General features: G+C 47.1%; 11 protein-coding genes. 5 read left to right on the top strand and 6 right to left on the bottom strand.

What is annotated here, in order from left to right:
- Positions 1 to 81 precede the first annotated feature (81 nt).
- On the top strand, positions 82 to 399 hold the full coding sequence (locus tag B3G15_RS13615; protein WP_290721802.1) for a hypothetical protein: 318 nt from the start codon (positions 82 to 84) through the stop codon (positions 397 to 399).
- Positions 400 to 446: 47 nt separating this feature from the next.
- Here the strand turns inward: B3G15_RS13615 and tnpB are convergent, their stop codons facing one another.
- The gene (gene tnpB / locus B3G15_RS13610) at positions 447 to 1,619 is read right to left on the bottom strand and encodes an IS200/IS605 family element RNA-guided endonuclease TnpB (protein WP_290721801.1); all 1,173 of its coding nucleotides are present in this window, start codon (positions 1,617 to 1,619) and stop codon (positions 447 to 449) included.
- Positions 1,620 to 1,694: 75 nt separating this feature from the next.
- On the opposite strand from tnpB, the gene B3G15_RS13605 reads away from it, so the two are divergent.
- Complete coding sequence (locus B3G15_RS13605; RefSeq protein ID WP_255998092.1) at positions 1,695 to 1,829, top strand: hypothetical protein; 135 nt, start codon at positions 1,695 to 1,697, stop codon at positions 1,827 to 1,829.
- Positions 1,830 to 2,144: 315 nt separating this feature from the next.
- On the opposite strand, the gene B3G15_RS13600 is transcribed toward B3G15_RS13605, so the two are convergent.
- The gene (locus B3G15_RS13600) at positions 2,145 to 3,497 is read right to left on the bottom strand and encodes a phenylacetate--CoA ligase family protein (RefSeq protein WP_290721800.1); all 1,353 of its coding nucleotides are present in this window, start codon (positions 3,495 to 3,497) and stop codon (positions 2,145 to 2,147) included.
- Positions 3,498 to 3,669: 172 nt separating this feature from the next.
- Here B3G15_RS13600 and B3G15_RS13595 point away from each other — a divergent pair, with 172 nt between their 5' ends.
- Positions 3,670 to 4,524 carry an AraC family transcriptional regulator gene (locus B3G15_RS13595; protein WP_290721798.1) on the top strand — a complete coding sequence of 285 codons (855 nt, stop codon included), beginning with the start codon at positions 3,670 to 3,672 and terminating at the stop codon, positions 4,522 to 4,524.
- A 55-nt stretch (positions 4,525 to 4,579) separates the two neighbouring features.
- On the opposite strand, the gene B3G15_RS13590 is transcribed toward B3G15_RS13595, so the two are convergent.
- Together B3G15_RS13590 and B3G15_RS13585 are read right to left on the bottom strand one after the other, a co-directional pair.
- Positions 4,580 to 5,929 (bottom strand): phenylacetate--CoA ligase family protein, encoded by a 1,350-nt coding sequence (locus tag B3G15_RS13590; protein WP_290721797.1) that lies wholly within the window; start codon positions 5,927 to 5,929, stop codon positions 4,580 to 4,582.
- Positions 5,930 to 6,174: 245 nt separating this feature from the next.
- Positions 6,175 to 6,564: a hypothetical protein gene (locus B3G15_RS13585; protein ID WP_023468515.1), complete on the bottom strand. Its 390-nt coding sequence runs from the start codon at positions 6,562 to 6,564 to the stop codon at positions 6,175 to 6,177.
- Positions 6,565 to 6,723: 159 nt separating this feature from the next.
- Here B3G15_RS13585 and B3G15_RS13580 point away from each other — a divergent pair, with 159 nt between their 5' ends.
- The gene (locus B3G15_RS13580; RefSeq protein WP_290721795.1) at positions 6,724 to 8,148 is read left to right on the top strand and encodes an NAD(P)H-binding protein; all 1,425 of its coding nucleotides are present in this window, start codon (positions 6,724 to 6,726) and stop codon (positions 8,146 to 8,148) included.
- A gap of 121 nt (positions 8,149 to 8,269) precedes the next feature.
- The gene (locus tag B3G15_RS13575) at positions 8,270 to 11,857 is read left to right on the top strand and encodes a dynamin family protein (RefSeq protein WP_290721793.1); all 3,588 of its coding nucleotides are present in this window, start codon (positions 8,270 to 8,272) and stop codon (positions 11,855 to 11,857) included.
- A 55-nt stretch (positions 11,858 to 11,912) separates the two neighbouring features.
- On the opposite strand, the gene B3G15_RS13570 is transcribed toward B3G15_RS13575, so the two are convergent.
- Both B3G15_RS13570 and corA read right to left on the bottom strand, forming a co-directional pair.
- Positions 11,913 to 12,821 carry a LysR family transcriptional regulator gene (locus B3G15_RS13570; RefSeq protein ID WP_023468518.1) on the bottom strand — a complete coding sequence of 303 codons (909 nt, stop codon included), beginning with the start codon at positions 12,819 to 12,821 and terminating at the stop codon, positions 11,913 to 11,915.
- A gap of 12 nt (positions 12,822 to 12,833) precedes the next feature.
- Positions 12,834 to 13,784 carry a magnesium/cobalt transporter CorA gene (gene corA / locus B3G15_RS13565; RefSeq protein WP_290721789.1) on the bottom strand — a complete coding sequence of 317 codons (951 nt, stop codon included), beginning with the start codon at positions 13,782 to 13,784 and terminating at the stop codon, positions 12,834 to 12,836.
- Positions 13,785 to 13,927 lie beyond the last annotated feature (143 nt).

Here is a 13,927-nt window from a genome sequence, read left to right as displayed (position 1 = left end):
TTATACTTAGTAAAGGAAGCGACTTTTACCTATCAGGAATTTACGTTATTATTCAACAATTACTCATATAAGGAGGTTCCGATGAAAAAGATAATCGTCATTGTGTTCATTGGATTTTTATTCGGATGCAGTCAAACCGGTACAGAGGACGAAGCTAGTCATGCCATGATCGTCATTGTGAATAACAAAGAGTATAGTGGAACAGAAGCTGAATTGGATGCATCTAAGCGACAAGGAGAAAAAATGAGTACGATATTAAAGAAAACAAAAGCATATGAAATGCCCCAAGCGAACAGTCAATCGAATCTTTTTTCAGTCGGGTCCACCATCTATTCTGTTAAAGGAACAGAAGATTTTATCATCGTAAAAGACAAAGAAATTGAACTTCCACTAGGTTAAAGCCGTAGTGGATTCCTGAGTTATCCGACCTAGCGGTCGAAAAATGATCAGGCTAACCCCGTCGTCCCGACGGTTGAAGAAGCTAAGATACGTTCTGCTTCTTGTTTGAGATTCAGTCCTGCGTTCATATCGCGATCATGATGGACTCCGCAACTCGGACATGTCCATTCCCGTAAAGCGAGATTCTTAACGTCTTTGTGTTGATGACCGCAACCGGAGCACAGTTGACTTGATGCGAAGGTCTTGCTGACCTTAACGACGGTCTTCCCGTACCATTCCGCCTTGTACTCCAGCATGCGGAAGAACGCCGACCAGCTGACCTCGGAGATGGACTTGCTTAACTTGCGGTTCTTCTGCATGCTCTTCACCTGTAAGGTCTCGATTCCGATGACGTCGTGGTTTTTGACGATCTCGGTCGATACCTTGTGCAGGAAGTCGGTGCGTTTGTTGGCAATCTTTTCGTGGATACGGGCGACCTTCCGCTTCTGCTTCTGGTAGTTATTGGCCTCGGACAGCTTCACCTTCCTGTTCAGGGCGATGTGCTGACGTCGTGACAGCTTTCTCTGCTCGCGCGCCAGTTTCTTCTCAAGCGAACGGAGGTAACGGTCGTTCTTGTATACTGTGCCGTCCGACAGGATGGCAAAGTTCTTGAGTCCGACGTCGACGCCAACAGATGAACCGGTCTTCGGCAATTCGTGGATCGCCTGCTCGACGAGTAGGGAGACGAAATATTTCCCTGAAGCGTTACGTCGGATCGTAGCGTTCAAAATACGTCCTGCAATCTGTTTCGAATAGGCGAAACGGACCCATTTCAGCTTCGGAAGTTTGAGCTTGTTCTCGATGATGGAGACTTCAGGAAGTTGAGACTTGCCTTGGATGTTCGTCTTGTACGATTGCACAGGGTTTCGCTTTGATTTAAAACGAGGACGTTCATTCTGTTTCTTGAAGAAACGGTCATAGGCATCGGCAAGATGTTTGACGCTAGTTTGCACGGAAGTACTATCGACTTCTTTCAGCCATTCAAACTCCTGCTTCAGGATAGGAATTTCTTTGGAACAAGAACCGTAGGAGAGTCCTTTTCCAGTCGCTTTGTAAGTCTCATCCCACTTCGCCAAGAAGTGGTTGAAGACGAATCGTGAACAACCAATCGTCTTCGCGATCAGGATTTCCTGCTCTTTCGTGGGGTAGATTCTGAATTTGTAGGCCTTGTACTTTTTCATATTGATTTCCACCTCCTTTTGGCATGCGTTTAATATCTACAATATATATACATGTTAAATAAGGGATGACGTCAAATGGAGCGCGTATCAAAATTAATTATATTTCCAAAAAATTTAGTAGAGTCAATAGAGAAATATCAAAAAGAGAATTATATTTCTTCTTTTGCCGAAGCGGTGTATGAACTGATTCGCAAAGGTTTAGAAAAGTAATGGAGTGATATCTCCTGTAGCATCGGAAATGTCAGCAAAGAAATCGATTCAAAAATACATCCAGACACAAGGAAGTTAAGCTTACATCCCCTAGCTTAAAGGCATAGGGGTTTTACGCCCGCTTATATAAAAAATGGCTTTTAAAAAAGGTAAGGGATATCAAAAACGAATTGAATGATGTAATCTAGAACACCTTTATATTGGTACATCTTTTAGAAGTACTAACAGTGGAGGTGTTTTAACATGTACTTTTAACTGAGGTATGATGAAAAATCATTAAAAAAGCGGACAGATGTCACGATCTGCCCACTACCTTCATCCTGTTAAACTTGATTTAACGAGTAAAATTTTCCCGCTTTCCTCTGCATCGATATAAGAAACGGCTTGTACATCGAGATGGATATCACGACCGAATAAACGGTACAGCCGTTCCATCAGAATTCGTTCGTCTGATTGACTGAACCGCTCTGCGTCCGGAACGTAGTAGATCGATACGCTATCTGTCGTCATTTGAACATATTGAATACGCTCGATACTGTTTGGCAAATGTTTGACGAGACTCGCCAGTTGCGCTTCAAAAATCTTTTGTCCATCCGGTTTTTGAATGAATGCCCGCCCCCTGCCGTCAATCGATTCGATGATTGGTCCCGGGTGACCACAGGAACAGGTGCGCTGACTGAGCGTCATCCGATCTCCGACCCGGTAGCGAATGAGGGGGGTTCCGTGTGTATCAAAACTCGTCACAAGAATCTCCCCGTCTGTATCGAGTTCGATGATCCCCATCTCATGGTGCAGATGTTTTTGACCAAACCGGCATTCAGAAACGATAGGTGCCCCTTCAGACGATGCATATTGATCAAAGACTGGTCCGTGAAACACTTCTTCGATGACTTGGCGCTCTTCCGCGTCGATCCGTTCTGCCGTCGGGAAAATCGCAACCGGTTGACACGTCAAGCGGATCCCTTCTCGCTTCGCGAACCGCGCGAGCTCAATCATCGCTGACGGAAGACCATCAATCGTTTCTGGTTGAAAACGTTCGATGGCTTCAAGATACGCTGCCATCGTCCGTGGGGATAACCGTTTCACCGTGAACAAGAGTTGATTCGCCGCTCGATTTATCCGCCAGTAGACGTCCACCTGTTGACGCTCGGGTACAAGATCCTGTGCCGTAAAGCTGATTCGTCGCATGCCACGGTAGACACCGTGGGTCGCCTTGAAATAATCCAGATGGGCCATGCGAATTTGCATATCCGGTATCGTATATCGTACTTGCAGTGACGTGCCTGTCGTTCCGCCCGTTTTCCCTATGATTGGCGCAGCGACATCTGTTTGAATGTCCTCCATGTGTGTTCGTAATTTTTCTTTTGATAGTACAGGAATATGTTTTAGTTCGGATAAGTCCGTTAATGGTAGGCGAATGCCATGTGAAGCGAAGAGTTGACGGTAATAGGGACTGTGTTCCGTACAGAAGCGAAGGAAGTCATTTAATCGATCAAGTTGTTCCGCTTTGACGTCGATCGTCGTATGTTCTCGTTCGAGGAGCATCCGGAACCGTTCTTGATAGGCCGGTCCATAACGTTCGCGATGCAATTGATACCCATAGAGGGTTGTGAAGATGTGCTGGAGAAATAGAGGAGAGCGATTGTAGATTTGCTCTTTGATACCCATGTCATCACGTCCTTTCGCAAGGGAAGTAACGGTTTCGATGTCTCTACGATAGCCTATGTACCTGACAGGAATATGACAAAAATAAGGGAACATGTATCCTGACAAATTACTATCGCCTTGGACAGGTCCGACGATCATCGCTCTACTATACTGAAAACAAGGAGGTGACAAGATGTGGCTCGAATCAATTCAACGCGTTATTGACTATATCGAAGATCATTTAGAAGATTCGCTCGATCTCAACGTTTTGACAAGGGTGGCGCAGATGCAAACGTATCCTTTACAACGGACGTTTTCGTTACTTGCGATGATGACCTTACCGGAATACATCCGGGGACGACGTCTGACGCTCGCAGCGCAACAATTGACACAGACGGACGAAAAAATCATCGATCTCGCCTTACGTTTTGGTTATGAGACGCCGGAAGCTTTTACGAAAGCTTTCAAACGTCAGCATGGTTGTTCGCCGACGTTGATGCGAAACGAGCGACGTCCGATTCACGCCTATAACCGCCTGAGCATTCAGGTGACCTTGAAGGGACTGGAGCAAATGGATTACCAACTCATCGAACGACCGGCTTTACAAATTTCAGGATGGCGAAAACATTTCCCGACGCAAGATGGTGCCCAACAACAACTGATTCCGTTGTTTTGGAATGACGTGAATCATTCCGGTCAAGATGCTACCTTGTTCAAACAAAATGACGGTCAGATTGAAGGGGTGATTGGTGTCTGCTCCAATTTCACCGAAGCATCGATGGATTATTGGATTGCGACGACGGCAACGGAAGTTTTGCCCGGTCAGGAAACGATGACGATTCCGGCGAGTCTTTGGGCGACGTTTCCGGTCGTTGGTCCGATGCCGCATGCCATTCAAGAGATGTGGCAGCGTATCTATCAAGAGTGGATCCCATCGCATGGATATGATCCTCTACCTCACGCTGAACTCGAAGTTTATTCGGCAGGCGACCCGTCTACCGCCGATTATCAATCTGCCATCTGGATTCCGGTGCGACCACGCGACTGACGGTTTCAGGACACACGAAAAAGCGAGATCACCGGTGATCTCGCCTTTTCGTGTGTCATGCATACTGTTGTTTAATCAGTAACGTTTTTCCGCTGATTTCTTTCGGAATTTCCGGTACCGCGCGCATGACGACATTCAATTGTCCGTCAAACAGTCGGTCAAGAACGAAAAAGAGTTTCTTCTCATGTTCTTTCTCGAAGCATCGTTCATCCGGAACATATAATAAAACAATCTCATCCCGCGTCTCTTGAATGTATTGTACGCGTTCGATACAGTTCGGGAACGCTCGAACGATTCCCGCAAGTTCGCCTTCAAAGACACGGTGCCCGTTTCTGAGTTGAATGAAGCTTCTCCCCCGTCCGTCGATCGAAGCGATGATCGGACCTTGATGACCACAAGGACACGTTTCCTGACTAAGCGTCATGCGATCGCCAACGCGGTAACGGACAAGTGGTGTACCATGCGTATCGAAGCTCGTCACAAGGATTTCGCCGTCCTCATCGCGTTCAATGATTCCCATCTCATAATGTAAATGTTTTTTCCCATACGGACATTCGGCGACGATCGGTGCCCCTTCTGACGACGCATACTGATCATAGATCGGCGCATGGAAGATTTCTTCGACGAGCGTTCGTTCTTCTGCCGTCATCATCTCAGCCGTCGGGAAGATTGCTTTGGGACGAAACGTACAGGTCATACCATATTTTTTAGCATATCGTGCGACTTCGATCATTCCTGAAGGCAAACCATCAATCGATTCCGGCTGAAACCGATTCAGTTGTTCGATGTATGCAGCGGCGGTTTTCGGATTGATGTTTTTGATCGAAAACAACATCTGATTGATGACTTTATTCGTCCGCCAATAAACCGGTGCCTTTTGTTGCGGGGAAGCAAGCGTTTGACCGGTAAAACTTGCACGGCGCATCCCTTGATCGACTCCATGGGTCCACTTGAAGAAGTCAAGATGTGCCATCCGGATTTGCATGTCTTCCTTTGTATAATGCACTTGAATCGATTTACCGGTCGTACCGCCCGTTTTTCCGAGAATCGGGGCATGGACGTGCGCATGGACGTCCTCATTTTGTTGGCGTAAGATTTCTTTCGTCAAAGGGGGAATCTGTTTTAGTTCGTCAATCGATTTTAGCGGGAGCTCTATTGCAATGGTAGAAAACAATTCCTGATAGTATGGACTATGTGTTTGGCAAAAAGAAAGGAAGTCGTTTAATCGATGCAATTGTTCTGCTCGAACGTCATGCGGTCGTCCTAACTTCTGTTTCAGTTCTTGTAAACGTTGCTGATAGGCGGGACCGTATCGTTCATGGAACAGGCGACGTCCTTGTAAAGTCGTCAACAAGTTTTGGATGAAAATCGGTGAGTGAAAGTAGATCGATTCTTTGAGCTGCATGATGTCACTCCTTCCATAGTTAGACCACCTTTTACTGATACTTTCATCTTATTTCCAGTCGCCGCCCATCTCAATTAGTTCTTCGTGAATAAACTTAGCTTTTATTTTCATGGCGATTTATTTTAATGAACTCTGATTCACGAACATCTTCTTACCGATTCTTGAACTTACAACTTTTCTTCCCTCACAAAAAATCCGATTGATGAAGAGGAGTTTCTTCATCAATCGGATTCATACGAGTGGCATTACGATTTCGCACCTTTTTGTAGCATCTGACATCCGTATGCCCGCAATTTAATCGCTTCGAGTACGAGCGACATCTGTTGCTCATCCAATCGTTCAATCAGCTCGATGATCGTGATCGTCGTTCGTCCATTATACAATTGGACGATCAAGTGGATGATTGCTTCTAACGCTGGACTCGGATAGGGTTCAGCCAGAAATTCACGATCAAAAAATTCACCACTATCCGGAAAGAAGTAATCCGAGAACCGTTCGAGCACTTGTGGCTGTCCTGTCGCAAGGTACAGCATCGAGACCATCGCTGCATCTTCTCGTTGTTTCGGCTTTAATCGTCTCCACAACAGATCGAATCGTCGTTCATGTCCCTCTTGCATGAATTGTATCGTCTGCATGGTTGAAGCCCCCTTTGTTTTCATACTTCCTGTTGGTTCTTTTCCATATGTTACTATTCCCTATTCCATTCAACTGAATCGTCTCAGCATATCCTCTTGCGATTGAACCGACTCGATTGGGGGTACATTACAACAGATATAAGAGAGGAGTTTACATCCATGCCAACGCGCCTAGCTTTAGCCGGAGCCACCGGATACATTGGTCACAATTTACTGAACGAACTAAAGAAAAAATATGACGTCATCGCCCTTTCACGAAATGGTGACGACAAGGACAATGAGGAACGCGTCGAATGGCGATCGTGCGACCTCTTTTCTCTAGACGATACGATCGCTGGTATGAAAGGAGCAGACATCGCTGTCTACCTCGTCCATTCGATGATGCCATCTGCTAAATTGACACAAGGATCGTTTGAGAATATGGACTTATTGTTAGCCGATAACTTCGCCCGTGCCGCAAAAGAAAACGGCATCCGGCAAATCATCTACTTAAGTGGTATCATCCCCGAGGAAACAGAAAATCTATCGCGTCACTTAAAGAGTCGACTTGAAGTCGAACGCGTTCTCGGTGCGTACGGAACACCGGTGACGACGATCCGTGCTGCGTTAATCGTTGGTCCTAAAGGTTCATCGTTCCCAATCTTATCGAAACTCGTCAAACGCTTACCCGTCATGGCACTCCCACGATGGACACGTAACAAGACACATCCTGTCGCCTTACCAGACGTCATTCATGCTCTTGGTGAAAGTGTCGATCGCGATGATGTCAAAGACCGGGCCATCGATATCGGTGGTCCGGAAGCGATGACCTATAAAGAGATGATCCTTAAAACAGCCGACATCATGGGTAAACGACAACCGACGATCGATATTCCTTTATTGACCGTTAAATTATCCCGCCTTTGGGTGACACTCGTGTCCGGAGAACCAAAAGAAACCGTCTATCCACTCGTTGAAAGCATGGTACATGAGATGGTCGCAGATCCTGAAAAAATGGTTCCCGGCATCAGTGACGGCAAAATCACATTCGAACAATCAGTCCGAGATGCGTTAAAAGAGGAGGAGGAACAAAAAGGATCTTCTTCCTCGTCGTCTTCGACACCAGACGTCCTTGACGTCCGATCGGTACAACGTGTTCTTTTGCCAAAGGATCGCGATGCCGACTGGGCAGCTGACGATTATATGAACTGGTTGTCATCATTTGCCCGCCCTTTCCTATCGTCAACCGTGAAAGATCAAGTCGTTCGGATCCACATTCCGTTTTACGAACAACCGCTGCTTGAATTGACGAAGGAACCGGTTCACGATCGACAAATGGCGACATACCGGATTACCGGCGGATTGTTCGCAAAAGTCGAGCATGACAGCCGTGGTCGGATTGAATTCCGGCAAATTCCCGGTACGCAGGAATGTATCATCGCCATCCATGAATTCGTCCCTGCGCTACCGTGGATACTCTACAAGGCAACACAGGCGAATGTTCACCTGCTCGTCATGTATCTCTTCAAATTACACTTGTTGCGCCGGATTCATTCGACGGAACAAGAATCGACACGCGCGGACGAAATCGTTCCGTCGTCTTGACCCCGATCAAAACGATTCGCCTCTTCCTTGGCGAATCGTTTTTTGACGTTTGCAGAAGGATGACGAAACGGAAAAAATCGTGATACACTGGACGATGACTGAAAGAAAGGGGTTTCATTGCATGCGCTCATTTGAGGAACGATTATCGAACCAACTCGAGGCGACGGCTTCACTCGTCACATTGATTCAACCTTCAACGGATCAACTCCGTTTAGATAAACTAGATAAATTTGCTAGCAAACTATTAAAACGAGAGTTCACGATTGCGTTTGCTGGTCATTTCTCGGCTGGAAAGTCGAGCATGATCAACGCCTTGACGGGTGAATCGGTCTTACCGACGAGTCCGATTCCGACGAGTGCAAACATCGTAACACTTCAGCAAGGTGAGATGGATTCAGCAATCGTTCACTTTCATGAACAGCCGTCTGTTCGTCTGACAGCAACAGAGCAAGAGGAGCATCTTCAATCGCTTGGGAAAAGTGGTGATGTCCGACAAATCGATTTGACGCATGCCGCGTCCGCGCTTCCGCCTGGTCTCGTCTTAATGGATACGCCAGGCGTCGACTCGGTCGATGATGCCCACCGTGTATCAACGGAGTCTGCCCTTCACTTGGCTGACATATTGTTTTACGTCATGGACTACAATCATGTTCAATCCGAATTGAACTTCATGGTGACGGATGAATTACAAGCTGCCGTACCGGAATTATATTTAATCGTCAATCAAATCGATAAACATCGTAACGATGAACTATCATTCGACGCCTTCCGCCGCTCGGTTCATGCGTCCTTCGCTGAACACGGTGTCGTGCCGAAAGGAATCTTCTTTACGAGCCTACGGGACCCAGCCCATCCGCATAACGATTTCACGGAAGTCGAACAGCTCGTCAAACAAAGCATTCGCGACGCTCAACCGAAGTTGTTGACTTCTGCCGCTTTGACACTCGAAAGTCTTCACCAGGAGCATACACGTTATCTCACACGTCTCGTCTCAGAAACACACGAGACGATGGCTGAGCAATTGAATGACGCTGAACGACGGGATCCGGCGAAAATCGAAACCGAATTAACGCGTGTCTCGCAACAATTAGAAGCACGCCAACCGGACCGCTGGGTACAGACGTTTTCGCTTCATCGGGATCAACTCTTGAAAAATGCGACATTGATGCCATTTGAGTTACGCGAGAAGATGCGCCGTTTCCTCGAGTCACGTCAGCGTGATTTCAAGGTTGGATTATTCCGTAGCGCGAAAAAAACGGAAGCGGCTCAAGCGGAGATCGCACAAGACGTGCTCCGTGCCTATCAGACAGTGACCGCTTCCGAAATTTCGCTTCATTTACGTAACTTGATGAAACAATCGTTACGTGACCTTGGTCTCCTGCAGGATACGCATATCGTCGCAATCGATCAGCTCTCACTCGACCCACCGCTTTCCGTACTCGAAAGTGCCTTGCCAACCGGTATTACGATCACAGGTGAATCAGTGCTCCAGTTCACGAATCGTGTCGCCGAACAGACACAATCGTGGTTCGTCAAGGAAACGAACGCGTGGCGTGAGCTTGTTCGTCAAGAGTTGACGGCAACTTTCCCGAAAGAACAAGCTGAACTATTGCAACAACAGACGTCACTACAGCATAAATGGAATAGCGTTCAAGCATGGCAACAGGCTACCGTAGCACTCGAGCGATATGAGCATGGCGTTGCTAGTCCATCCGACCAACAACTCAAACAGGCTCGGACGCAAGTCTCAGTTTGGGAGGAGCAATTGATTCAGCAAGAAGCGGCGATCGTTTCCTTTACCGGGTATGAATCGGTGACAGAAACTACTGCGTTTGAAGTTGCGACGACGATCAGTGAGCAACAAGCCGTCCGTTATGCACCGGAAGACGTCGCTCAAATCCGTCAGCATCTAAATGGTCTTCAAGGTTTTGAAGATGCCGTCGCTTATTTGAATGACAAATTGGACCGACTGACACACCAATCGTTCACGATTGCCTTATTCGGTGCCTTCAGTGCTGGGAAATCGTCGTTTTGCAATGCCTTGCTCGGAGACAAGGTCCTCCCGGTCTCTCCGAATCCGACGACCGCATCGATCAACCGGATTCACCCTGTTGACGCTGCACACCCGCACGGCGTGGCAGAAGTCACGTTCAAGTCGGAAGCAGCGATGCTGGAAGACTTAAATGAAGCGATGGTCGGAACGATGACGTTCGAGTCAACGAAACAGGCATACGATATGCTCTTATCACGTGCCGCGTCACTGACGGACCCGTTCTTGCGTGCTTTCTTGAAAGGATTCCCTACCGTTCAATCCTTCATCGGTACCGCTCAGACGGTCGATCAAGACGCTTTTAAACAGTATGTCGCGCAGGAAGAACGAAGCTGTTTCGTAGATGTCATCGATTTCTATTACGATAGTCCGTTAACACGTCTCGGCGTGACGCTCGTCGATACGCCAGGAGCAGATTCAATTAATGCCCGTCATACTGATGTCGCTTTTGATTACATCAAGAACGCGGATGCGATCTTGTTCGTCACGTACTTCAATCATGCCTTTGCCCGTGCTGACCGTGAATTCTTGATTCAACTCGGTCGTGTCAAAGACGCCTTCGAACTCGATAAGATGTTCTTCCTCGTCAATGCGATTGATCTCGCTGCTTCAGATAGCGAACGTCAAGATGTCTTGAACTATGTCGCGACGGAATTGCAACGCTTCGGGATTCGGTCGCCCCGACTCTATGGAGTCTCGAGCTTACAAGGACTCACCGAAAAGCAACAAGAGCGATCGGATTCAACTTCCGGTCTACCCGAATTCGAGGAGGCATTCCATCACTTCCTTGCAGAGGACTTGACCGGTCTTGCCAAAATCTCGTTGTCTGAGCAGACGGAAAAGACCGTCCAGCGACTCGAACGATTTATCGCTGCGACTGAAGCGAATCTGTTGCGAAAAGAAGAACGGTTGGCTGAGCTGTCTGCTTTAGAACAGCAGGTCACGGATCGTTTCGAAGACAATCGCGCCGCTTTGATCGAACCTGCACTCAAAGCAGAGATCCATGAGCTGTTGCACCATGTCGTACAACGCATTTATTACCGTTTCCCTGACTTTTTCAAGGAAGCCTATAACCCTGTTCGTTTTGCTCAAACTGGCAAAGGAGCAGCATTACAAGATGCGTTAACGGAACTGTTGACGTTCCTTCGGTTCGATTTTGAACAAGAGCTCCGGGTCACGCATTTCCGTGTCGACCAATGGCTCGAAGCGTCCTTGATCCGGCGTCAACAAGAGGAGCAACAGTTGCTAGAGCAATGGAACGAATCCTTCCAACTCGCACCTGTTACGGTCTCTCGATTAAACGAAATGTCGTTCGACGGACCCTTCGAAGATGCAACGCCTTATATCGGCGTCAAACGTCATTTCCGGAATGCGAAAGCCTTCTTTGAGAAAAATGAGAAGGAGCAGTTGAAGGAGGAGCTTGCGACATTAACCAAACAAGAAGCACTCGCGTATACTGCCACTCAAGAAGAACGCTTGCTTGCAGTCGCGTCGGCACATCTGGACACTTCTTTGACAGCCGTTTCAGAGCACCTATTACGCCAAACACTCGAGCAACTTGAGAGTGAACGCGCGACGTTACAGGCACAAGAGACGCTGACCCCTTATAAACAAGCAGCAAAGCAGATTCGCAGTCTGACGCAACACGTCACTTCATAAAATACAATCGTTCAACACAAAAGACCGGAGCGCGATGCGTTCCGGTCTTTTTTCCTCATCGCGCAGGCGTTGGCCAATACGACTGAAAATAGTGAACGATGTATTGGTGGACGTGCCGGACAACAGGACGTAATTCCGTCCCGACGAGTCGGTTCAACGAGACATCCCATAACATCGGTGGGTCGAACGGGATGATTTTAATGTCATCCGCATGATGAAACCGTAGTATCGGCTCCGGTAGGATTGAGATGACGTCAAGTTCTTGGACCATCCCAATCAACAAGTCCCATGCTCCTGACATGAAGAAGATATTCGGCTCTTGCTGCACTTTACGAAACTCCGATAGTATTTGATGATGTAACATGAATCGATCGTTCAAGATGACAAGTGGTTCATTTCCGATATCACGATACGATAACGCTTCTTTGGCTTGAAACGGGTGATTCGGACGCACGGCGACGACGACCTCATCTTCGATCAATCGAAAACGTTCGATACCATAGGATTCGCCCGGTTCAATCAATATGGCCAAGTCGAGTTCTTCAAGTAACAGTCGACGCTTGAGTTCAAACGCTCCCTCTTCGATGATTTCGAGTTCGATGCCTGGATGTTCCGCCATGAACTTCGGAATCAATTGCGAAAATAAAACTGGTAATATGACGGGTGGGATGCCGAGACGGACCTTTCCTCGGACGACGTTCGAACGTTCACGCAGATGACCCATCAATGCTTGATGACGTGTCAGAACGATCTTCGCATCCTCATACAATTGACGTCCCGTTTCCGATAATCCTGTCAACCGTCCGTGCTTTCGAATGAACAGTTCTACTTGCTCCAGCTGTTCGAAGTCGCGGATCATCTGACTAAGCGCCGGTTGCGAGATTGACAAGTGCTTCGAAGCACGCGTTAAATTATAGCCTTGCTCGACGATCGTCGTAAAAAAGAGCAATTGTCGAATATCCACTTACATCCCCCCTTATTCATCAAACCAGCGATTTTTTTTGAAGAACAGAATCATTCCTAAGGCAAGGAGTCCCATTGCCCCTAACGTTACGAAATAACCATACCGGGTCGTCAGTTCTGGCATGTGTTCGAAGTTCATGCCATATATACCTGCGATGAACGTCAACGGCATGAAAATCGTCGTGAAGATCGTCAATGTCTTCATGATACTATTCATCCGGTACGAGTTGAGAGAGATGAAATTATCCCGAAACTCAGACGTCATCAATCGATTGTATTCGATCATTTCCGATAATTTCAGTAAGTGATCGTATAGATCGCGAAAGAATGCCTGTTTCTTCGGATGAATCGATAACCGCTTCGATTCGACGACACGGTACAATAAGTCCCGCATCGGCATGACCGTCCGCGAGATTCGAAGTAACCGCGCGCGTAGTTCGAAAATCTCCTCCATCAACCGACGATCGTTTCCACGCGTCCGGTAGCGTTCCTCAAGCGCAAACAATTCATCTTCCGTCGCATGAACGATCGGAAAATAACCATCGACGATCTTGTCCATGATTTTATGGACGAGGTCGACCGTTTCTTGTTTGTCGAGGCGTCGGCTACACTGTTCAAACACGATATCAATTTCTGGCGAAGATTGCTCATGGTAGCTGACGAGATGCCGGTCGCTTGCGAACAAATTGATTTCACGACTCGTCAACGTTCCTTCATCGAGCGCATGAAGGACAAAAAAGCTATGTTCTGTATAATATTCAAGCTTTGGGCGTTGCAAGTAATGAAAACAATCTTCAATCGCCAGTGGATGAAAATCAAAAACCTCAATCAATTTTTGCTTCTCTGCTTCTGTCGGTTGATCGAAATCAACGAAATAACGTTTGATGCCCGACTCCTGTATCCGACTTACATCATCGGTCAAAATGATTGTGTCATTCGCATCGATCAGTATACAACGAATCAACTTTTTCTCCCCCTTTTCCTATGTAAGCGTACTATATTTTTTCGTATGCAACAAAAAAAGGATTTCCTCGAAGAGAAATCCTTTCAGATTGTAGACAAATGAACTGACTCAAAAAATGACACACCTTTTCACGCCCTTTCCTC

The organism is Exiguobacterium sp. UBA1053, assembly GCF_002316465.1.
GTDB classification, from domain to species: Bacteria; Bacillota; Bacilli; order Exiguobacteriales; family Exiguobacteriaceae; genus Exiguobacterium_A; species Exiguobacterium_A abrahamii.
Note: the sequence above shows the minus strand (reverse complement) of the source record. Positions and strands in the feature narration are given on the sequence as shown.

Excerpts from the sequence above, each read along its gene's own strand:
- tnpB (WP_290721801.1), bottom strand. The coding sequence starts at position 1,619 with ATGAAAAAGTACAAGGCCTACAAATTCAGAATCTACCCCACGAAAGAG.
- B3G15_RS13590 (WP_290721797.1), bottom strand. The coding sequence starts at position 5,929 with ATGCAGCTCAAAGAATCGATCTACTTTCACTCACCGATTTTCATCCAA.
- B3G15_RS13615 (WP_290721802.1), top strand. The coding sequence starts at position 82 with ATGAAAAAGATAATCGTCATTGTGTTCATTGGATTTTTATTCGGATGC.
- B3G15_RS13585 (WP_023468515.1), bottom strand. The coding sequence starts at position 6,564 with ATGCAGACGATACAATTCATGCAAGAGGGACATGAACGACGATTCGAT.
- B3G15_RS13575 (WP_290721793.1), top strand. The coding sequence starts at position 8,270 with ATGCGCTCATTTGAGGAACGATTATCGAACCAACTCGAGGCGACGGCT.
- B3G15_RS13595 (WP_290721798.1), top strand. The coding sequence starts at position 3,670 with ATGTGGCTCGAATCAATTCAACGCGTTATTGACTATATCGAAGATCAT.
- B3G15_RS13600 (WP_290721800.1), bottom strand. The coding sequence starts at position 3,497 with ATGGGTATCAAAGAGCAAATCTACAATCGCTCTCCTCTATTTCTCCAG.
- B3G15_RS13605 (WP_255998092.1), top strand. The coding sequence starts at position 1,695 with ATGGAGCGCGTATCAAAATTAATTATATTTCCAAAAAATTTAGTAGAG.
- B3G15_RS13580 (WP_290721795.1), top strand. The coding sequence starts at position 6,724 with ATGCCAACGCGCCTAGCTTTAGCCGGAGCCACCGGATACATTGGTCAC.